General features: G+C 68.4%; 21 protein-coding genes, 1 tRNA gene and 1 other RNA gene. 17 read left to right on the forward strand and 6 right to left on the reverse strand.

All coding sequences use genetic code 11. The annotated features are described in order from the left end of the window. Positions 1-76 precede the first annotated feature (76 nt). Positions 77-1,774 (forward strand): alpha/beta hydrolase, encoded by a 1,698-nt coding sequence (locus tag BR31_RS0115000; RefSeq protein ID WP_197023625.1) that lies wholly within the window; start codon positions 77-79, stop codon positions 1,772-1,774. Between the two features lie 71 nt (positions 1,775-1,845). Here BR31_RS0115000 and BR31_RS0115005 read toward each other — a convergent pair whose 3' ends face one another. Further along, complete coding sequence (locus tag BR31_RS0115005) at positions 1,846-2,328, reverse strand: hypothetical protein (RefSeq protein WP_231496501.1); 483 nt, start codon at positions 2,326-2,328, stop codon at positions 1,846-1,848. Between the two features lie 156 nt (positions 2,329-2,484). Beyond that, positions 2,485-3,129, reverse strand: coding sequence for a TetR/AcrR family transcriptional regulator (locus BR31_RS0115010; protein WP_231496502.1), 645 nt, complete (start codon positions 3,127-3,129; stop codon positions 2,485-2,487). A gap of 222 nt (positions 3,130-3,351) precedes the next feature. On the opposite strand from BR31_RS0115010, the gene BR31_RS0115015 reads away from it, so the two are divergent. The 6 genes from BR31_RS0115015 to BR31_RS0115040 are packed head-to-tail and all read left to right on the forward strand — an operon-like array spanning position 3,352 to position 11,229. Next, positions 3,352-4,719 carry a flavin-containing monooxygenase gene (locus BR31_RS0115015; protein WP_027501674.1) on the forward strand — a complete coding sequence of 456 codons (1,368 nt, stop codon included), beginning with the start codon at positions 3,352-3,354 and terminating at the stop codon, positions 4,717-4,719. Between the two features lie 14 nt (positions 4,720-4,733). Next, positions 4,734-5,897, forward strand: a complete 1,164-nt coding sequence (locus tag BR31_RS0115020) for an EstA family serine hydrolase (RefSeq protein WP_027501675.1) — start codon at positions 4,734-4,736, stop codon at positions 5,895-5,897. Continuing rightward, positions 5,894-6,934 carry an NAD(P)-dependent alcohol dehydrogenase gene (locus BR31_RS0115025; protein WP_027501676.1) on the forward strand — a complete coding sequence of 347 codons (1,041 nt, stop codon included), beginning with the start codon at positions 5,894-5,896 and terminating at the stop codon, positions 6,932-6,934. Before BR31_RS0115020 ends, BR31_RS0115025 begins: the two co-directional genes overlap by 4 nt. Before the next feature lie 31 nt (positions 6,935-6,965). Next, positions 6,966-8,627, forward strand: a complete 1,662-nt coding sequence (locus tag BR31_RS0115030; RefSeq protein ID WP_027501677.1) for a steroid-24-oyl-CoA synthetase — start codon at positions 6,966-6,968, stop codon at positions 8,625-8,627. 49 nt (positions 8,628-8,676) lie between these two features. Continuing rightward, the gene (locus BR31_RS0115035; RefSeq protein WP_027501678.1) at positions 8,677-10,425 is read left to right on the forward strand and encodes an N-acyl-D-amino-acid deacylase family protein; all 1,749 of its coding nucleotides are present in this window, start codon (positions 8,677-8,679) and stop codon (positions 10,423-10,425) included. Between the two features lie 30 nt (positions 10,426-10,455). Further along, positions 10,456-11,229, forward strand: a complete 774-nt coding sequence (locus tag BR31_RS0115040; protein ID WP_027501679.1) for an SDR family NAD(P)-dependent oxidoreductase — start codon at positions 10,456-10,458, stop codon at positions 11,227-11,229. Positions 11,230-11,272: 43 nt separating this feature from the next. Here the strand turns inward: BR31_RS0115040 and BR31_RS28825 are convergent, their stop codons facing one another. Beyond that, complete coding sequence (locus BR31_RS28825; protein WP_156042499.1) at positions 11,273-11,869, reverse strand: DUF732 domain-containing protein; 597 nt, start codon at positions 11,867-11,869, stop codon at positions 11,273-11,275. A 204-nt stretch (positions 11,870-12,073) separates the two neighbouring features. Here BR31_RS28825 and BR31_RS0115055 point away from each other — a divergent pair, with 204 nt between their 5' ends. Next, positions 12,074-12,910: a hypothetical protein gene (locus BR31_RS0115055; RefSeq protein ID WP_027501681.1), complete on the forward strand. Its 837-nt coding sequence runs from the start codon at positions 12,074-12,076 to the stop codon at positions 12,908-12,910. Between the two features lie 52 nt (positions 12,911-12,962). Here BR31_RS0115055 and BR31_RS0115060 read toward each other — a convergent pair whose 3' ends face one another. Then, the gene (locus BR31_RS0115060; protein WP_027501682.1) at positions 12,963-13,547 is read right to left on the reverse strand and encodes an HhH-GPD-type base excision DNA repair protein; all 585 of its coding nucleotides are present in this window, start codon (positions 13,545-13,547) and stop codon (positions 12,963-12,965) included. A 109-nt stretch (positions 13,548-13,656) separates the two neighbouring features. On the opposite strand from BR31_RS0115060, the gene BR31_RS0115065 reads away from it, so the two are divergent. After that, entirely contained in the window at positions 13,657-14,304 is a 648-nt protein-coding gene (locus BR31_RS0115065) for a DUF5701 family protein (protein WP_027501683.1), read from the forward strand. Positions 14,305-14,339: 35 nt separating this feature from the next. On the opposite strand, the gene BR31_RS0115070 is transcribed toward BR31_RS0115065, so the two are convergent. Further along, positions 14,340-15,629 carry an aspartate aminotransferase type Ic gene (locus tag BR31_RS0115070; protein ID WP_027501684.1) on the reverse strand — a complete coding sequence of 430 codons (1,290 nt, stop codon included), beginning with the start codon at positions 15,627-15,629 and terminating at the stop codon, positions 14,340-14,342. Between the two features lie 46 nt (positions 15,630-15,675). Beyond that, positions 15,676-15,770, reverse strand: an RNA gene (ffs, locus tag BR31_RS31160) — signal recognition particle sRNA small type. 107 nt (positions 15,771-15,877) lie between these two features. Between ffs and BR31_RS0115075 the strand changes: the two genes are divergently transcribed. From BR31_RS0115075 to BR31_RS0115110, 8 genes are all read left to right on the forward strand, one after another. Further along, positions 15,878-15,965, forward strand: a tRNA-Ser gene (locus BR31_RS0115075). A gap of 194 nt (positions 15,966-16,159) precedes the next feature. Beyond that, on the forward strand, positions 16,160-16,282 hold the full coding sequence (locus tag BR31_RS32455; RefSeq protein WP_269321351.1) for a hypothetical protein: 123 nt from the start codon (positions 16,160-16,162) through the stop codon (positions 16,280-16,282). 128 nt (positions 16,283-16,410) lie between these two features. Beyond that, entirely contained in the window at positions 16,411-16,968 is a 558-nt protein-coding gene (locus tag BR31_RS0115085) for a TIGR03086 family metal-binding protein (RefSeq protein ID WP_027501685.1), read from the forward strand. A gap of 199 nt (positions 16,969-17,167) precedes the next feature. Further along, entirely contained in the window at positions 17,168-17,290 is a 123-nt protein-coding gene (locus tag BR31_RS32460) for a hypothetical protein (RefSeq protein WP_269321352.1), read from the forward strand. Positions 17,291-17,657: 367 nt separating this feature from the next. Then, positions 17,658-17,786: a hypothetical protein gene (locus BR31_RS32465; protein WP_269321353.1), complete on the forward strand. Its 129-nt coding sequence runs from the start codon at positions 17,658-17,660 to the stop codon at positions 17,784-17,786. Between the two features lie 101 nt (positions 17,787-17,887). Continuing rightward, positions 17,888-18,835, forward strand: coding sequence for a tRNA glutamyl-Q(34) synthetase GluQRS (gene gluQRS / locus BR31_RS0115100; protein ID WP_051637451.1), 948 nt, complete (start codon positions 17,888-17,890; stop codon positions 18,833-18,835). Between the two features lie 137 nt (positions 18,836-18,972). Beyond that, on the forward strand, positions 18,973-19,494 hold the full coding sequence (locus BR31_RS0115105; protein WP_027501687.1) for an RDD family protein: 522 nt from the start codon (positions 18,973-18,975) through the stop codon (positions 19,492-19,494). A gap of 114 nt (positions 19,495-19,608) precedes the next feature. After that, on the forward strand, positions 19,609-20,652 hold the full coding sequence (locus BR31_RS0115110; RefSeq protein WP_027501688.1) for a membrane protein: 1,044 nt from the start codon (positions 19,609-19,611) through the stop codon (positions 20,650-20,652). Positions 20,653-20,736: the final 84 nt, after the last annotated feature.

The raw sequence follows: 20,736 nt of genomic DNA on the forward strand, positions 1-20,736 counted from the left end.
TCCGGATAGGTAGGACCGTCAGCAGCCGACCCTCCCGCCCGGAGGCGCCGCGACCGGACCAGGAACGACGATGACGATGACGACGACGCTCCCCCCTGCCGGGCCGCACCCGGCGGGCACCCCGGACACCGACGGGTTCGCCGATCGCGCGCGCCGCTACGGCCGATCACTCCATCCCGTCGGCCTCGCCGTCGCGCTGCTCTTCTTCTGCTGGTCGCTGACGCCCTCCCTGCTGCCGCGCGTGTGGTACCTGCAGGGGGTCGCCACCGGCATCAGCATCGCGACGGGCTACGGGATCGGCTGCCTCGCGGCCTGGGCGGTGCGCAGATGCGGTGTCTCGCCTCGATACTCCGAGCGGACCAAGCGGATCGGCCGATGGACCCTGCTCGGGTTCACGGTGGTCCTCGTCCCGACCTTCGCGATCCTCGGCGCGGTGTCACAGCAGGTGGTGCGCGACCTCGTCGGTGTCGAGAAAGAGCACGAGGCGAACTACCTTCTGGTGCTGTTGATCTCTCTCGGTATCGCCGCATTGCTCCTCTGGATCGCCCGCGCCACCCGGACGGCCACCAACCGGATGGCGGCATTCGGCCGCCGCTATGTGCCCGCACCGGTGGCCAGGGTCGCGAGCCTGGCCGTCGTGGTCGCAGTCGGCCTGATGATCGTCAACGGCATCGTCTACCAAGGACTCATCGGCCTCGCGAACCGGTCGGCCGCCGCGTCCGACCACGGCACCGCCGACAACGTGACCCGACCCGAGATGCCCGAACGCTCGGGTTCTCCCGCGTCCGCAGAGCCGTGGGAGAGCCTCGGGCGCGAGGGCCGCACCTTCGTCGCGGGCGGTCCGACCGCAGACCAGATCACCGCGGCCACCGGCCGCCCCGCGCTGACCCCGATCCGCGTGTACGTGGGACGTGAGTCCGCGGAGTCGATTTCGGACGCGGCGGATCAGGTGGTCGCGGAACTGGTGCGGACCGGCGCATTCGACCGCGCGGTGCTGGCCGTCGCCACCGGCACCGGCCGCGGCTGGGTCAACGCCTCGGTCGCGGGCGCGCTCGAGTACACGGCCAACGGCGATTCCGCGATCGCGTCCATGCAGTACTCCTTCCTGCCCAGCGCGTTGTCGTTCATCGCGGACCGGGAATCGCCCAAGGAGGCGGGCAGGGCACTGTTCGAGGCCGTCTACCGGGAATGGGGGTCCCGGCCCGCCGAGAGCCGCCCGAAGCTGCTGGCGTTCGGCGAGAGCCTCGGCTCCTTCGGCGGCCAGTCCGCGTTCGCGGGAGCCCAGGACATGCTCGCCCGAACCGATGGCGCGCTGTGGGTTGGTACCCCGAACTTCTCCCCGCAGTGGTCGGGCGTCACCGAGGGGCGCGATCCCGGTTCGCCCGAACGACTTCCGGTGATCGACGGCGGCACCAACGTCCGGTTCGCCTCGTCCGCACAGGATCTCGAACTCGAGGGCCCCTGGGGCATGCCCCGGATCGTCTACTGGCAGCACGCGAGCGATCCGATCACCTGGTGGTCGTTCGACCTGTTGCTGAACCGGCCGGACTGGCTGCGCGAGCCGCTCGGCCCGGACGTCAACCCCGATATGCGCTGGATCCCGTTCGTGACATTCTGGCAGGTGACCCTGGACATGGTCTTCTCGGCGGACGTGCCCGACGGCCACGGGCACACCTTCCAGGCGGACGCCGCGAACATCTGGGCGGCCATCCTCGCGCCCAACGGCTGGACGGCCGCGGACACCGAGAAGGTTCGGGCCGCGATGTCCGAGTAGGCGGCTTCGCCGCCCGTGAGTGATTCGTACCCCGGTAGGGGTGCGAATCACTCACGGGCGGCGCAGCCGCCTCAGGGATGCATGGTGACGGTGTAGCCGGCGTTCAGGTTCGGGAAGCCGGTGTCCATGGTGCTCGCGATGCCGTAGTACATGCCGTCCTGACCGGTCATCCTCGTCCCGTCCAGGTTCGCGTCACCCTGGTAGTTGTTCGCCATGAACACGGCCTGGGCGTCGCCCGGCAATCCGTAGGTGACATCGACACCGATCCCCCGCGGATCGTTGTTCGTCGCGGTGACGATCTGCGAGCTCCACGGCGCGAGCACCGCCCGCGGCCCCTGGATCCACTCGCCGTACGGATTGTCCGAGCCCCGCAGCACCATCGGCTGACCGGTGTTGTTCGTGATCGTCATCGCGATCGTGGGACCGGTCGTGGGCAGCGTTCCGGCGGACGCCGCGGCGCCGGTGAGGCCGAGGGTGGCGCCAAAGGCCAGGACAAGCGGAGGCAGGATGGCGATGCGGGCGAGGCGACGGCTGCGGGTTGTGGCAATGCTCATGGTGAATGATCCTGTCCGGGTGGATGTTTGACATCTCGGGCCGGACCGTTCCGGCGCTGAGACAACTATCACCCGGCCGCACCGCCAGCTCTGTCCACCGGGCGGCCCCCACAGGGGATGAATCGCGTGTCCCCCGACCGGGGGACACTGCAGGCGCTACGACGCGGCGGGAGCCGTCAGCGCAGGGAACCAGATGTCCGTCAGGACCTCGGCAGCCTCCCCGCCGGAGACGTCGATCGTTCCCAGCATCGCCCACCGGGTGAAGAACCGTTCGAGCTGCGTCACGAGAAGCTCGACGCGGAGCCTGGCCTCGTCGCGCTTGTCCTCGGGCCAGCGTGCGAGATAGCTCGTCATCGAGTTCGGGAGGGCGAGGATCCCGTCCCTTGCGATGGCGCGGAAGTCGGGCTCGAGCGCCGTCGCCTCGTCCCAAGCCGGGAGCATCTCCTTGTACAGCTGGAACCACTCGATGGCCCGGGTGATCCAGTCCGTGAACTCGGCACGCGATCCGGTGTCGAGCACGCGGTCGAGGTCTTGATAGAAGGCCAGCGCGCTCGGCGCCATGCCGTCCTCGGCCACGGCGAGCAGGATGTCCACCTTGCCTGGGAAGTGCAGATAGAAGGTCGCCCGGCTGCAGCCGACCTCGGCGGCGATGTCATCGACCGTCACGGCCGCGTAGCCCCTGGCGGCGAAGAGCCCCCGGGCCGACTCCAGCAGCCGCGCGCGGGTCGCCCGCTTCTGCTCGGCCCGGAGCGTGCCGCGCCTGTTGCCCGCGCTCGTCGCATTGCTCACTGCGTCCACCACCAATCGGAGTTTACTCGCGGCCCAGTAAGTGGCCGCATCGCCAGAAAAGCAACTTTACGTCATTCACTTGACAGACCGTCAGTCAACGCTAGTCTATGTCGCAGGTCACATCGAGTCGTACTTGCTGTAGTCATCACAGTCGTGTTCCCACCGGCGCCGCGACCGCGCCGGCCAGGAAGGACGAGACCGCGGCCCATCGATCCCCGGCAGAAAGAGATCGCCATGCACTCCCCGAACCTGCCCCGCGTCTGCGTCATCGGCGCCGGTCCGTCAGGAATCACCACCGCCAAGCGTCTCAAGGACTACGGCATCCCCTACGACTGCTTCGAGGCCTCCGACGAGGTCGGCGGCAACTGGTACTACAAGAACCCCAACGGGATGTCGGCCTGCTACCAGAGCCTGCACATCGACACCTCCAAGTGGCGCCTGGCGTTCGAGGACTTCCCGGTTCCCGCCGAGTGGCCCGACTTCCCGCACCACTCGCAGCTGTTCCAGTACTTCAAGGACTACGTCGACCACTTCGGTCTGCGGGAGACGATCACGTTCAACACCTCCGTCGAACACGCGGAGCGCGACGACGACGGGCTGTGGACCGTCACGCTGTCCAACGGCGAAGCGCGCACCTACGACGCGCTGATCGTGTGCAACGGCCATCACTGGGATCCGCGGACCCCGGACTACCCCGGCGAGTTCGACGGCACGCTCATCCACAGCCACGCATACAACGATCCGTTCGACCCGATCGACATGCGCGGCAAGAACGTCGTGGTGGTCGGGATGGGCAACTCCGGCCTCGACATCGCCTCCGAGCTCTCGCAGCGCTTCCTGGCCAAGACACTGACCGTCTCCGCCCGTCGCGGGGTCTGGGTGCTGCCGAAGTACCTCAAGGGCACGGCAGGCGACAAGATGTCGATGCCCGCCTGGATACCGCGCCCGATCTCGCTGGCGCTCAAGCGGCGCTTCCTGAACAAGAACCTCGGCTCCATGGAGGGCTACGGTCTGCCCAAGCCCGACCACCTGCCCTTCGAGGCGCACCCGTCCGCGAGCGGCGAGTTCCTCGGCAAGGCGGGCTCGGGAGACATCGCGTTCAAGCCGGCCATCGCCGCGCTGGAGGGCAAGCAGGTGCGCTTCACCGACGGCAGCACCCTTGACGTCGACGTGATCGTCTGCGCCACCGGCTACCACATCAGCTTCCCGTTCTTCTCGGATCCGAACCTGTTGCCCGACAGCGAGAACCGCTTCCCGTTGTTCAAGCGAATGATGAAGCCCGACATCGACAACCTGTTCTTCATGGGCCTCGCGCAGCCGATGCCGACCCTGGTCAACTTCGCCGAGCAGCAGAGCAAGCTCGTCGCCGCCTACCTCGCGGGCAAGTACCTGCCGCCTGCCCCCAGCGAGATGGGCGCCGTCCTCGCCGCCGACGAGGAGTACTACCTCAAGCCGTACTACAAGTCGCCCAGGCACACCATCCAGTGCGAGTTCGATCCCTACGTGCGCAACCTGAAGAAGGAAATCGTCAGCGGCGGCAAGCGCGCCCAGGCCGCGGGCAACGCGTTGCCCGTGCCTGCCCGCGCCATGCAGAACGCGTGAGGGAGGAGATCGACATGGCACTGACACAGGGATTCTGCGCGGAGGGCTTCGAGCCGGTCCGCGATGCACTCGAACAGCAGCTAGCGTCGGGCGAGGAACTCGGCGCATCCATCTGCGTGACCGTCGACGGTGCGCCCGTCGTCGATGTCTGGGGTGGCTACGCCGACCAGGAGCGGACAACGCCCTGGGCCGAGGACACCATCGTCAACGTCTTCTCGATCACCAAGACGATGACGGCGCTCAGCGCGCTGCTCCTCGTCGATCGCGGCGAACTCGACGTGTACCAGAAGGTCTCGCACTACTGGCCCGAGTTCGCGGCGAACGGCAAGGCGGACATCGAGGTTCGGCATCTGCTCTCACACACCTCAGGGGTGTCCGGCTGGGAGCGGCCGATCGAACTCGAAGACATCTACGACACCGAGGCCGCCAGCGCCCGGCTGGCCACGCAGGCGCCCTGGTGGGAGCCGGGCACCGCGTCGGGTTACCAGGCACTGAACTACGGGCACCTCGTCGGCGAGGTGATCCGGCGAGTGGACGGCCGCAGCCTGGGCCGCTTCTTCGCCGAGGAGCTGGCGGGACCGCTGGGTGCCGACTTCCACATCGGTACCGGCCCCGAGCATTTCGGCCGGATCGCTCCGATGATCCCCGCGCCGGACCTCAACTTCGACATGTCCACGCTCGATCAGGACAGCATCCTGGTCAAGACGGTGACCTGCCCGTGGCTCGACATGGCGAAGGTCAACACCGCCGAATGGCGGCAGGCGGAGCTCGGCGCCATGAACGGTCACGGCAACGCGCGCTCGGTCGCCCGCCTGCAGTCGCTGATCTCCTGCGGCGGCGAAGTGGACGGCACGCGCCTGCTCTCCCAGGCCACCATCGACCTGATCTTCGAGCAGCAGGCCGACGGCATCGACCTGGGCATCCTCACCCCGCTGCGGTTCGGCATCGGTTACGGTCTCCCCCACCCGGACACCGCCCCGCTGGTGCGCGACGGCCGGGTGTGCTGGTGGGCCGGGTTCGGCGGCTCGATGCTCGTCAACGACCTCGACAACCGGGTCACCTTCGCCTACACGATGAACAAGATGGCGCCCGGACTGATCGGTTCCGATCGCAGCGACGCCTATCTGCACGCCACCAACGAGGCCGTTCGATCGGCACGAAGCGAGGTTTCCCTGTGAGGGCACTACAGCTCACGGATCCGGGTGTCATCGAGATCCGGGACGTCCCCGTACCGGAGATCGGCCCGTCCGACCTGTTGATCCGCGTCGGTGCGGCCGGCATCTGCCACTCCGACCTGCACCTGCTGCACTTCCCGGTGAAGATGCGGGAGGAACCGCTCACCATCGGACACGAGATCGCGGGCACCATCGAGGCCGTCGGCAGCGAGGTCGACGGGCGCCAGGTCGGCGAGCGCGGGATCGTCTACCTGTGCTGGTCGTGCGGCGTCTGCCGGGAGTGCATCAGCGGCAACGAGAACGTCTGCCTGGCCGCGGGCCGGACCGCCATGCCGCCGTGCCCGGGGCTCGGCCCCGACGGCGGCATGGCCGAGTACGTCCGGATCCCCGCCCGGTCGTTCGTCCCCATCGGAGACCTGGACTTCCTCCAGGCGGCTCCGATGGCCGACGCCGCACTGACCAGCTACCACGCCATCCGGGGCGCCAAAGAGCACCTCCGTCCCGGCTCGACCGCCGTGGTGATCGGCGTCGGCGGCCTCGGGCACGTCGCCGTGCAGATCCTGCGCGCGCTCAGCGCGACCAGGATCATCGCGGTGGACCTCGGCCAGGACCAGCTGGACCTGGCCAAGCGCTGCGGTGCCGACGTCACCCTCGAATCCGGCCCCGACACCGCGCGCCAGATCCTCGAGCTGACCGGCGGCCGCGGCGCGGAGGCGGTGTTCGATTTCGTCGGCGTCGACCCCACCGCCCAGATGGCGGTCGAGTCCGTGGCACCGAACGGCGCGTACCGGATGGTCGGGCTCGGCGGCGGCGTCCCCGGCGTGACGGCCGACCCGGCGGGTGGCCCCGGCTGGCCGTGGGGCGCCTCGGTCCGGAAGTCTTACGGCGGCACCAGAAGTGACCTCGTCGACTCCATCGCGCTCGCGCAGGCCGGGCGACTGACCGTCGAGGTGGACCGGTTCGACCTCGACGACGCCCGAGCGGCGTTCGACCGCCTCGAAGCGGGCAAGATCCGCGGACGAGCGGTGCTGGTTCCGTGACCGGGTACGACACGATCCGAAAGGAAATGCAGTGACGAAGTCTGTTGACCCCCAGGCCTACATCGCCTCCGTGATGGCCGGACTGACGGGCCCGGGCGGCCGCTTCGAGCTGGGCGTCGAGAGCGTGCTCGGGGCCGAGATCCCGGTCATGAAGAACCGCGACCGGGCGCTCGGCGACGTCCTGAGGGCCTCGCTCTCCCACGGTGACCGGGACTACCTGGTCACCGAGGATCGCCGGATGAGCTACGCGGAACACGGGGCCGCTGCAGCCGCGCTCGCGACCGCGCTGCGTGAGCGGTACGGCGTCGGCAAGGGCGACCGAATCGGCATCCTGGCCGCCAACACCCCCGAATGGCTCGTCGCCTTCTGGGCGGCGCAGTCACTCGGCGCGATCGCGGTCGGCTTCAACGCCTGGTGGGCGCCGCGTGAGGTCGAGTACGGCATCGACCACACCAAGCCCACCGTCGTGGTCGCCGATGCCAAGCGCGCCGCGCTGCTCGGCGAGCTCGGCACCGACGTCCCGGTGCTGACCATGGAGGAGGACGTCCCGCGTCTGATCGCCGAGTTTGCCGGCTCCGACCTGCCGCACACCGACGTGGACGAGGACGATCCGGCGCTGATCCTCTACACCAGCGGGACCAGTGGCCGACCCAAGGGCGCGGTGCACTCGCACCGAAACGTGCTCGCGACCATCGACTACCACCGGTTCAGCGATGCGCTCGCCGCCGCGTTCACCGGCGGCGACCCCAACTCGGATGCCCCGAGCGACCGGCGGTACCTGCTCACCTCGCCGCTGTTCCACATCGCCAGCCTGCACAACCTGGCAGTCCCCCGGCTGGCCACGGGCGGCGCGGTGGTGATCTACCAGGGCTCGTTCGACGTGGATCGCATGCTCCGGCTGGTCGAACGCGAGCGCGTGACCAACTGGGCCGCGGTCCCCACCATGGCGAATCGTCTACTCGAGCACGAGGATCTGTCGCGATACGACCTCTCCTCGGTCACCGCGTTCGCGCTGTCGGCGGCGCCGTCGTCCGCGGCGTTCCAGGACCGCCTGCGCGAGAAGGTGCCGTTCGCGCGCAACTCCCTGGTCGACAGCTACGGCCAGACCGAGAGTGCCACCGCGATCTCCGTCGCCACCCCCCTCGATCTCGCGCAGTTCCCCGGCACCCTCGGCCGGCCCATCATCGGGGTCGCCGTTGAGGTCAGGGACCCGTTCGGGGAGAAGGTCCCCGACGGGGTGGAGGGCGAGATCTGCGCGCGCAGCCCCTACGTGATGCTCGGCTACTGGGACAACCCAGAGGCCACCGCCGCGGCGATCACCGAGGACCGCTGGCTCCGCACCGGCGACTTCGGTGTGATCGAGAACGGCATGGTCCGGCTCACCGGGCGCAGGTCGGACCTGATCCTGCGCGGCGGCGAGAACGTGTACCCGATGGAGATCGAGCAGTGCCTGGACGAGCACCCCGAGGTCCTCGAGTGCGTGGTGCTCGGCGTGGACCACCCCGACCTCGGTCAAGAGGTGGCCGCGGTGGTCGTCACGCGGTCGGAGGGCGCGATCACGGAGGAGGAGCTGCGGGCCTTCGCGGGCGAGCGCCTCGCCTATTTCAAGGTCCCGGCTCGGTGGCGGATCACCACGGTTCCGTTGCCTCGCAACGCGACCGGCAAGACGATGCGCACCGAGGTCGTGCTCTGATGGACCTCTGCTTGAAAGCCGACAACGTTCGAGAATGGGGTGGACTCCGATGAGCTACGACGTAATCATCAAGAACGGCCGGTGGTTCGACGGCACCGGCGCACGGTCCGAGACCAGGAACCTCGGCATCCGTGACGGGCGGGTGGCCGCCGTGTCGGTCGATGCGCTCGACGAGTCGGACTGCCCGCAGGTGGTCGACGCCGCCGGGAAGTGGGTCATCCCGGGCATGGTCGACATCCACACCCACTACGACGTCGAGGTCATCCTGAGCCCGGGGCTCAAGGAGTCGGTGCGGCACGGCGTCACCTCGATCTTCCTTGGGTCGTGCTCCCTGTCGGCGGTCCATGCCGGCCCCTCCGACGCGGGCGATCTGTTCGGCCGGGTCGAGGCCATTCCACGCAAGTTCGTGGTCGACACGCTCACCGAGTCCCAGACGTGGACCTCGGCACACGAGTACGTCGAGGCGATCGAGGCGTTGCCGTTGGGCCCGAACGTGGCCTCGTTCATCGGCCATTCGGACATCCGTGCCGCGCAGATGGGTCTGGACCGGGCGACCCGCAAGGACGTCAAGCCCACCCCGGCCGAACTCGACGCGATGGCGGCCAAGCTCGAGGAGGCGCTCGACGCGGGCTTCATCGGCATGTCCTCGCAGGAGCTGCTGTTCGACAAGCTCGACGGCGAGGTCTGCCGGTCCCGGACCCTGCCCTCGACGTACTCGACACGGCAGGAACGTCGCAGGCTCAGTGGGATCCTGCGCCGCCGGGGCCGGGCATTGCAGGCAGGCCCGGACGTCGGCCGCCCGCAGTCCATGGTCGCGTTGGCGCTGAGCAGCGTCGGGCTCTTCCGCCGTCCGTTGAAGGTGAGCCTGCTCTCGGCCGCCGACGTCAAGGCGATACCGGCTGTGGCGCAGGTGTTCCCGGCGATGGCGCGGGCCGTCAACGGGATGCGCGGGGACTTCCGGTGGCAGCACCTGCCCGTGCCGTTCGAGGTGTACTCGGACGGCATCGATCTGCCGGTCTTCGAGGAGTTCGGATCCGGTGCCGCGGCGCTGGACCTGTCCAGCCAGCTCGAGGCGCGGAGCGCGCTGCTGGCCGACGAGTCCTACCGCCGCCGGTTCCGCAAGGACTACGACAAGAAGTACGGGCCGCGGGTCTGGCACCGCGACTTCTTCGACGCCGAGATCGTCGAGTGCCCAGACGCATCCGTGATCGGCAAGACCTTCGGGCAGGTCGGGGTCGACCGGGGCGGGGTGCACCCGGTGGACGCCTTCCTCGACCTGGTGGTCGAGTACGGCACCAAGGTTCGGTGGCGCACCACGATCTCGAACCACCGTCCCGAGGTGCTCAACAAGTTCGCCGCCGATCCCGGTATCCAGCTGGGCTTCTCCGATGCCGGCGCGCACCTGCGCAACATGGCCTTCTACAACTTCGGGCTCCGCCTGCTGCGTCGCGTGCAGGACGCCGAGCGATCGGGGAATCCGTTCATGTCGGTGGAGCAGGCCGTGCACCGGCTCACCGGCGAGCTCGCCGACTGGTACGACCTCGACGCCGGGCACCTGCGCGAGGGCGACCGGGCCGACGTGGTGGTGATCGACCCGGCGCATCTCGACTCGACTCTCGACGCCTACGCCGAGTGCCCGGTCCCCGAGTACGACGGCCTCTCCAGGATGGTGAACCGGAACGACGACGCGGTCACCGCGGTGTTCGTCGGCGGCGAATGCGTCGTCCGGGACGGGGAACCGACCCCGGTGCTCGGAACCCGTCGCACCGGGCGGTTCCTGCGAGCCGGTCAGAAGTGACCCACCCATCGATGAACGGAAGAAGCACGGATGAGTGAGAACAGATTTGCCGGCAAGACTGCGGCGGTGACCGGCGCCGCATCCGGCATCGGTGAGGCCATCGCGATCCGTCTGATGGCCGAGGGCGCGAACGTCGTCGGGATCGACCTGGCCGGGGATGCACTCGGCGCCATGGCAACCGAGTTCGGCAAGGCGTTTCTGCCCGTCACCGCCGACGTGACCAAGGAGGGCGAGATCGCGGCGGCCCTCGACGCCGCGGTGACGCGGTTCGGGGCACTGGATCTGGCCTTCAATGTCGCGGGCGCGTCCCGCGTCGGCGCGATCGTCGATCTCGACGAAGCCGACTGGGACTTCACCATCGACCTCGTGCAGAAGGGTGTCTTCCTCTGCACCAAGCACGAGGCCCGACGAATGGGGGCAGGCGGGGCCATCGTCAACGTCTCCTCGCTGAACGCCCGCATGCCGATGCCAGGGGGCAGCCCGTACGCGACCGGCAAGGCCGGCGTCGAGATGTTCAGCAAGAACGCCGCTCTCGAGCTGGCATCGTCGGGCATCCGGGTCAACTCCGTGCTGCCGGGACTCGTCGACACCCCGTTGGTCGCCCCGGTGCTGGCCTACGAGCCGGCCCAGGCGATGTTCCTCGAGCGCATCCCGATGGCTCGAGCCGCGACACCCGACGAGGTCGCCGGGCCGTGCCTCTACCTGGCCAGCGACGACGCCAGCTACGTCACCGGCGCGAGCCTGGTCGTCGACGGCGGCTGGGACCTGTCCAACTTCCCGAACTTCAGCAAGCTCGCGGGCTGATGCTCGGCCGCCGAGCGACGTCGAGTGGTCCGTTTCCAGACGCTCAGCAGTAGACCCGCTCGGCGGCCGAGACGTACGTCTCGGCCACTTGATCCGATGACATCGGGATGAATCTCGAGTACGCCTGGCCCACTCCGGCGAACTCCCGCAACACTTCCTGCCGCGGCGTGCCGTCCGCGAGCGCCTCGCAGGCACCCTGCGCGTAGAGGATCTCGGCCGCGTCCATCCCGGACGGCGGCAGGCCCGCCGCCCGGAGCGCACCGAGATAGCGCTGCCCCTTCTCCCCCGATTCCGCGACGACCTGATCTGGGCTACGCGCGTCGATCGAGGCCGCCGCGCGGGGTGCGGGGATCGGCGACGGTTCGGGGGCAGGCGGGGGTTCGGGAGCCGGCGGAGGTACCGACGGCCCGGGATCAGGAGCGGCGATCGGCGGAACCACCGCTGCTGCGGCCGGTCGCTCGATCGCCGGTACCGATCCGTCGGCCGTCGGCTCCACCGATGCCGGTGCGGTCACCCCGGCGGCACTCGCGACCGGGCCTCGCTCCGCGCCGGCGGCCTCCTCCTGTGGTTCACCACAGGCAGCAACGACACCGCAAACCACGATGAGCGTGGCGATTCCGGCGATTCGCACGAACCTCATGGCCGCAGAGTCTGGCACAGATGGTTTGCGAGGTTTGCGGCTTTTCACCAGGGCGAATGTCTTTCCTTAGAAAAGGACACGAATGACTTGGCGCGTGCTATAACTCTGTCTTGTCTTTCGAATGTGATTGCAAGCACAGCTCATCCGGGATGACACACGCATGCAGACATCCCGCCACAGCCCGTCGACTGGTGAAGGAAACGCATGAAGAGATCTGAGCATCGACATCGATCCGCCCGGCGCGTTGTCGCCGGGCTCGCCGCCGGTGGCGCGCTGGTCCTCGCCGCACCGACGGCCTCGGCCGCGCCCGGCACCACCCCGGTCCCCGGCGGCGTGGTCTGCGACCCCGCGGTCGGCGAGGGCTGCCTCAGCGTCGTCGTGAACAGCGGCACCTTCGACAACAACGGCTTCACGCTGCCGATGAAGGACGGCGACATGATCATCGCCGCGACGCTCCCGCCCGAGGGCGACATGGTCCCAAGGGACGACGGGCATTTCGGCGTCTACAGCAAGCCGATGACCGTGCCGGGCGGCGTTCTCGGGGTCGATCTGCCGCTGAACAACCTCTTCGGCCTCGCGGGCGTCACCTCCGAGGTGCAGGCGGTCTCGGTACCCAAACTCAACGGCATCATCACCGATTTCGACCTCACGCTGCCGGTCCGGCTGAAGATCAACAACGCCTTCCTCGGCGACAACTGCTACATCGGCTCCCCCGAGAACCCGGTGGTCTTCGAGCTCGACAACGTCAACACCCCCGAGAACCCCGTTCAGTCCCACTTCGAGGACACCTACCCGGCAGGCACGGTGTGGATGTCGAACGTGGCGAACGAGGCCAGTGGCTTCGCGCTGCCCGGCGCGACCGGGTGCGGGCCGTTCGGCGCCCTCAACCCGATCGTCAACTGGCGGGCGAAGGTCCCCAGCAGCGAAAACACCACGCTCAAAAGCGTTTCCACCGGATACCTGTTCCCCTCCGCCAACGGCGGCACCGACCCCGTCACGGATGCCGGCACCGGCGGTAGCTCAGGGTCGAGCGGCAGCTGACCGGACGTGCACCGAGTTCCCGCACCCTCCATGGGTCGGGAACGGTGCAACGTCATTTCGCCTTCGCGGCCTTCGCCGCCGCCTTCGCGGACTTCTTGAACTCGCGGACCTCGCCGAGGGTGCGGTCGTCGACGACGTCGGCGATGGAGCGGCGCGAACCGTCGTCGCCGTACGCCCCGGCGGCCTCCCGCCAACCCTCCGGCGCGACGCCAATCTGCTTGCCCAGCAACGCGAGAAAGATCCTGGCCTTCTGATCCCCGTAGCCGGGCAGCGCCTTGAGCCGCTTGAGGACCTCGCGACCGTCGGGATCACCCTCGGTCCAGATCGCCTCGGTCCGGCCGTCGTAATGCTCGACGAGGTAGATGCACAGGTCCTGGATCCGCTTGCCCATCGACCCGGGGAAGCGGTGTACGGCGGGCGGGGTCGCGCAGAGCGCGAGGAACGCGTCCGGATCCATCTCCGCGATCTTGTGCACGTCCAGGCCGGACAGCCGATCGTCGAGCTTCTTCGGCCCGGCGAAGGCCACTTCCATGGGGATCTGCTGATCGAGCAACATGCCGATCAGCAGGGCGAGTGGATCCGCGGCGAGCAGCGCGTCCGCGTCAGCGTCTCCGGCGAGGTGCAGCGTGAGTGCCATGGCCCGATCCTGCCATTTTCGACGGCGAACTTTCGACTCTCCCGCGTCCGGGAACAATCCCGCGACCCGGCCCGTTGAGTTCGGTACACCGTACGGAACTGAGGGATCCTTGACCACAACTCCGACCGACATCGAGTTCGACCGCCAGATCGGCGCACTCACCGCGGCTGGTTACCCCGCCATGACCGGGCTGTCCGACGCCGACTTCGCGGCCGCACTGGAACCGCTCCGCGCGAGAGTGCTCGCCAACCCGGAATGCGCCGCCGACCACGGCGAGGACCACATCCCGTTCGTTCTGGTCGTGGCCCGCACCGCACTCGGCGCATCCATCGACGCGCACGCGGCGATGTCGCGCACCGCCCTCGGCACCCAGCAGGGGTTCGCGGACCTCGAGCCCGCCGAGCTCGCCGCGTTCCGGCCGATCGAGTCCGTCGAGATACCGGACGGGATCGGCTACGTGCTGCTCGACATCGACACCGGGAGCGAGTACCTGAACGTCACACCCGAGACCGCGCTGGCGTCGCTGACCGCGAAGGGACGCACCGGGCTGACCGTCGAGGAGGGCATCGCGCTGATCGCCGTCCGCCCCGACATGCTCCGCAAGAACAAGTGCTTCTCACTGCTGTCGTCACGCTGCGGCGACAAGCGGGTGCCCGCGCTGTGGATCAGCAAGCGCCGACCGAAACTGGGCTGGTGCTGGAACGGCAACCCGCACACCTGGCTTGGCTCGGCATCGACGGGCGGCCGGCTGCCGTGACGACGGGCGGGCGGACCGGGGCAGGTTCGCCCCGGTTACGCCTGCTCGAGTGACTTCTCGGTGGCGGCCAGCAACACGCAGGTCGCCACCCCGTCCATCGCCTTCGCGAGGTCGTCGGTGGACGGGAAGCTCGGCGCGAGCCGGATGTTCTTGTCCTCCGGGTCGGTGCCGTACGGGAAGGCCGAGCCGGCGGCGGTCAACGCGATGCCCGCCTCCTTCGCCAGGCCGATGACCCGCTTGGCCGTGCCCTCGACGACATCGAGGCTGATGAAGTAGCCGCCCTTGGGTTCGGTCCAGGACGCCACCTTCGACGCCCCGAGCCGGTCCTCGAGGATCTGCAGGACCAGCGCGAACTTCGGCGCGAGGATCTCGCGATGCTTGGCCATGTGCGACCGCACCCCGTCGGCGTCCTGGAAGAACATCAGGTGCCGCAGCTGGTTGATCTTGTCCGGCCCGATGCTCTTCTTGCCCAGATGCTGCTGGTACCAGGCCAGGTTCTGCGTCGACCCGCCGACGAAGCTGACGCCCGCGCCCGCGAAGGTGATCTTCGACGTCGACGCGAACACGAGCGGCCGGTTCGGATGCCCCGCCGCCGCCGCCATGCCGAGCACGTCCAGCGGGGCCTCGAACTCCTCGACCAGCGGGTGCACCGCGTAGGCGTTGTCCCAGATGAGCCGGAAGTCGGGGGCCGCGGTCGGCATCGAGGCCAGCGTCCGCACGACCTCCTCCGAGTAGACCGCACCGGTCGGGTTCGAGTAGGTGGGCACCGCCCACATCCCCTTGATCTGCGGATCCTCGGCGACCAGCCGGGCGATCAGAGCCACGTCCGGGCCGTCGTGCCGCATCGGGACGGGGATCATCTCGATCCCGTACGACTCCGTGATCGCGAAGTGCCGGTCGTAGCCGGGGCTCGGGCACAGGAACTTGATCTTCGGCTCCTGCGACCACGGCCGCGCCGAGTCGGGGGTGCCGTGCAGCAGCGCGAACACGATGACGTCGTGCATGATCTCGAGGCTCGCGTTGTTGCCCGCCAACAGGTTCTCGGTCGGGATGCCGAGCAGTTCACCGAAGATCGCGCGCAGCTCCGGCAGCCCGGCGAGGCCGCCGTAGTTGCGGCAGTCCAGTCCGTTGCCGTCGCGGTACTCGGCGCCGGGCAGCGCGAGCAGTGCCTGCGAGAGGTCCAACTGCTCGGGCGACGGCTTCCCGCGGGTCAGGTCGAGGGTGAGCTTCTCGGTCTTGAGCTGCGCGTACTTCGCAGACTGACGTTCGTGCTCCGAACGGAGTTCCTCGTGGCTCATCAACCCAACTTGGGTTTGGGTAGGCATGCCGAAAGACCTTTCACCGGCGCGGCTGACATGAGGTGCGCGAAAATAAAGGGGACCCCGCGCACCCGGCAGAGCCCATTGACCCTTGCTGCCTTCCGGCCCTGGGGGAGTTCACAGGATGCGCGCCGCGCGGGATCCGTCCACGAGTGTAGCCATGCCCACCGCGCGGGCGGACAGGCGGCCGAACTTTCACCCGGTTCGGGGGGCCGTTTTCATTTCCTGGCGGGTGAGCCGGTATGCTCGCCCACGGAGGATTCGCCTAGTGGCCTATGGCGCTCGCCTGGAACGCGGGTTGGGTTAACGCCCTCAGGGGTTCAAATCCCCTATCCTCCGCCACGCGATGGCCCCCGATCTCCGGATCGGGGGCCATCGTTGTATCCGGGGCCGCTCCCGATGAACTGGTCGAGCCGGCCTCGCCCGTCACCGCAGTTCTGCGAGATCGCGCTCCCCTATTCGCCTCTCCCCCGGCAGCCGCCCTTGCTACGGTCCCCATCACTCGATGAAACAAACCGACCATTCGGAAGGTCCACATGTCCAACGTCACCGACATCTCCTACCCCCCGACCATCGCCGCCGGCAGCCTCGAAGGCACCCCGATCGACTCGGCCGCCACAGCCCTTCTCCAGCTGTTCTACGGCGGCAGCCTGAGCTGACGAATGCGCTGGACATCCCGGCCGCAGCCATGGCCCCGATCTTCGGACCGGGGCCATCGTTGTATCCGGGGTGGACGGATGTCGCGAATCTTCAAGACCGGCTCGTCGGCGGGTCGCACCATGGAGTCATGACCACCACGACCAGCAATGCCGATCTCTACCGGCGGCTCGCCGCCGACCTGACCAGCCGCGTCGAAGCCGTGCCAGCCGACCGCTGGGAGAACACCTCCCCGTGTGAGGGCTGGACCGCAAGGGACGTGCTCCGGCACGTCATCGAGACCCAGTCCTTCCCGGTCAACGCCGCGGGCATGACTCTGCCGGCGGTCCCCGACGTCGATGTCGATCCCGTCGGGGCCTGGACACAGACCCGCGACGCCGTGCAGGCGATCCTCGACGATCCCGAGCGGGCCGATCGCGAGTACGAGGGCCAGATGGGCACGGCGAAGGTCTCCGACACCTTCGGCTCCTTCTACACCTTCGACCTGGTGGTGCACGGCTGGGACATCGCGAAGGCGACCGGCGCCGACACGGCCATCGATCCCGCAGACCTGGCGATGCTCGCCCGCTTCGCGGAGCGGATGGGCGAGGCCCTGCACGGGCCAGGGGTCTGCGGCCCCGTGGTCGCGGTTCCCGCCGACGCCGACGAGCAGTCGCGGGTCCTCGGCCTCCTCGGCAGGCACGCCTGAGCCACCCGAGTCGATGTGACGGTCGACACTCTGTGAAGGGCGCTGCCCGGGCAGGAACCCGCGTGACCACGACGATCGATCGGGCCGCAGTCGCTCGGGCGGCGGCGGCCGATTCGCTCGCGCTGCGCGGCGCGGGACCCTTCACTACTGTCCGCGATGCGTCGGCCGTCGACGCACAATCCACTCGGGAGGAACCACCATGGCAGACACCGGAAGCTCCGTACTCGACACCGGCGCCGCGACCGCCGTCGACATCGATGGCATCCTCGGCACGACCATCAAGGCCGTGCTCGACACGCTGAACAACGTGACCATCAGCTGACGTATATTCACCCAAGATCGGCCCCGCCCAAGAGTTTTCGGGCGGGGCTCTTTCATTTTCGGGCCAGTACTGTCGAACCACAGTGCCCATCAACGGATTTCAAGCTTCATCGATGTCCGCAGATGCACTCCCAGGAGGCCAGGGCGGGCGGCATCACACCGCCGACGGCCGACCGGACCCGCTCCCGCGCCGGTTTGATACACGATCTGTTCACATTCCGGAAGGGTTGCAGCACAGGTTGTTTCCCGTCGATTCGGCTGACGTTAACCGAACAGAAACCCCGCGATTCCAACGGATGCGCGCGCGCAGAACCTCCGATACAGTCCGCGGTGCAGATCGAACGACACAGACTTCCTGGAGGAATCCCATGGCCGACATCACCCCCATCGCAGCCGCAGGCGCCGACACCGGCAGCAGCGGAATCGACGTCATCTCCGAGGTTCTGACCGGCGCGGGCGGCATCTTCGGCAGCCTGGTCGGCGCCTTCAGCAGCTGAGCCCCCTCAGGTGTGACGTCGGCCCCCGCCCCTCCCCGGCGGGGCCGACGTCACACCTGGACCATGCCGGGCGGGTGGCCATCACTCGATAGGCTGACCTCATGCCACAGTCGGCCCCGCGCGGTTCAATTTCGAGCGACCTGCAAGCAGTCGCGAGTGGTGCCGGACGGTTCGCGCCGAGCCCGTCCGGTGACCTACACCTCGGCAACCTCCGAACAGCGATGCTGGCGTGGCTGTTCGCCCGCTCGACGGGCCGGAGATTCCTGATGCGAATCGAGGACCTCGACCGGGTGCGGGCGGGCGCCGAGAAGCGGCAGCTCGACGACCTCGCAGCCCTCGGGCTGGACTGGGATGGTCCGATCGTCCGGCAGTCGGAGCGCCTGGCGCACTACGACGCCGCCATCGACGAACTCACCGCCGCCGGGCGCACCTACGAATGTTTCTGCACCAGAAGAGAAATCCAACATGCCGTCTCGGCACCGCACGGACCCGACGGCCACTACCCCGGCACCTGCCGTGACCTGAGCGCCGCCGAGATCGCGGCCAAGCACGATTCCGGCCGACCACCGGCCATCCGACTACGCGCGGAGATCTCCGAGTTCGCCATCGAGGACGAGCTGCACGGCAGCTACACCGGCGCCATCGACGATGTGGTGCTCCGGCGTGGCGACGGCATCGCGGCCTACAACCTGGCCGTGGTGGTCGACGACGCGGAGCAGGGCATCGACCAGGTGGTGCGCGGTGACGACTTGCTCTCCTCCGCCCCACGGCAGGCCTACCTGGCCTCGCTGCTCGCGCTGACCGTGCCGCGCTACGCGCACGTCCCGCTGGCACTCAATGCCGATGGTAAGCGGCTGGCCAAACGCGACGGCGCCGTCACCCTTGCCGATCAACGGGCGCTGGGACGCACCGCCGACGAGGTGCGCGGAATCCTGGCCGCCTCCCTCGGAATGGCCGAGGCAGGCGACAAGCCCGGATTGGACGAGTTACTTCGAGGTTTCGATCCCGCTGCGCTTCCGCGAACCGCCTGGATATTTGCGGATCTTTAGTGGATGTTTGCCCAATCGAAACGTATTCGGCGAACGACAGGGTACCGGGCAATGGTGATCGCACGTAGGGTCACTAAGCACTGTGAATGACGAGCACCGTTGAATGGCACCAATCAGACCGTATCCGAGGGGAAAACATGACCACCGGTGGATTTGATCAGAACCAGAACCAACCAGGCGAGCCGTCCTACCCGACTCCGCCGCAATTCAACGACCAGGGCGCGGGGGGCGCATTCCCTGGCGGCGCCGAACCCGGCAGCCTCGGACTCCGGTTCGGCGCGCGGCTCGTCGACTACATCCTGGTCGGAATCGTCACCTGGATTCTGCTGATCGCCTTCGGCGGCGCCGACAACATCGCCATCAGCGGACTCGTCTCGGGCATCCTGACGTTCGCGTACTTCGTGGTCTTCGACATCAGGGGCTGGACCCCGGGCAAGAAGATGCTCGGACTGAGCGTGCGCGGTCCCGGCGGCGGCAACCCGACCCCGCAGCAAGCCTCCATCCGCGAGGCGTTCAACCTGCTCAACATCATCCCGTTCATCGGTGGGCTCCTGAGCCTCATCGCCGTCATCGTGATCGCGGTGACGATCAATTCGAGCCCGACCAAGCAGGGCAAGCACGACGAACTGGCAGGCGGAACCCAGGTCGTCAAGGGCTGACAGATCACCGCGGTGCGATCGGGTGAATGCCCGGTCGCACCGCCGTTTCACCCGAACCGGCATTTGCCGGATTCGCCAAGCACGACAACTCGACCGCACAACAGAAGGACGACTGTGAGCGAAAACCCACCGCCCGGCCAGCCCGGCAACGAGGGCACCCCGGACAATCCGATTCCGCCGCAGAATCCGCCTGCCGGCGGCTACCCGCCCCCGCCCGGATACCCGCAGCCCGGCGCCACCCCGCCTCCCGGCGGCTACCCGCCCCCGCCCGGTGGCTACCCGCCGCCGCCGAGCGGCACCCCCGGCGGCTACCCGCCGCCGCCCGGATACCCGCAGCAGGGCGCGCCGCAGCCCGGCGGTTACCCGCCCCCACCCGGATACCCGCAGCAGGGCGGCGTCCCCAACATGCCCGGCGGCTACCCGCCGCCGCCCGGATACGGGGCAGGCGAAGGCGGCTACCCCCCGCCGCCCGGGTACGGTGCGGACGCGTTCTCGGCCCCCGGCTTCGGTGGCCCCGGCGGCACCCCGCAGCTGACGGTCGGCGACGCGCTCGGCTACGCCTGGAACAAGTTCAAGAGCAACGCCGGGATCTGGATCGGCATCGTGCTGATCGCCGCCGTCATCCAGGTGGCGCTCAGCCTGATCTTCGGCACCGGCAACTCGACCGACTTCTCCGAGGCCTTCTCGCCGTGGAGCATCCTCGGCACCATCGTGACCACCGTCGTGGGATACCTCATCCAGGCGGCCATGATCCGCGGGGCCCTGCACGAGGTGGACGGCAACAAGCCGGCGATCGGCTCGTTCTTCCAGTTCAACAACGTCGGCGCGATCATCCTCGCCAGCGTCATCGTCGGTGTCCTCTCGGCGATCGGCTTCGTGCTGCTGATCATCCCCGGCCTGATCATCGTGTTCCTGACCTGGTGGACGCTGCAGTTCGTCATCGACCAGAACCAGGACGCGATCACCGCGATCAAGTCGAGCTTCAGCTCCATCTCGCAGAATGTCGGACCGCTGCTGCTCCTCGCGCTGGCGCTCGTCGGCATCAACATCGTGGGCGCGCTGCTGTGCGGCCTCGGCCTGCTGGTGACCATCCCGCTGACCGTCATCGCCTCCACCTACGCCTACCGCGTGGTGGTCAGGGGCCCGATCGCCCCCTGATCCGGACAACCGGACAAACCGCGCACCCGCCGCAGGGCGCGAGCTCTTCCCGAATGGGTCGAGGTCGCGCCCTGCGGCGTTGTG

Source organism: Rhodococcus sp. UNC363MFTsu5.1 (genome assembly GCF_000686785.1).
GTDB lineage: Bacteria > Actinomycetota > Actinomycetes > Mycobacteriales > Mycobacteriaceae > Rhodococcus_G > Rhodococcus_G maanshanensis.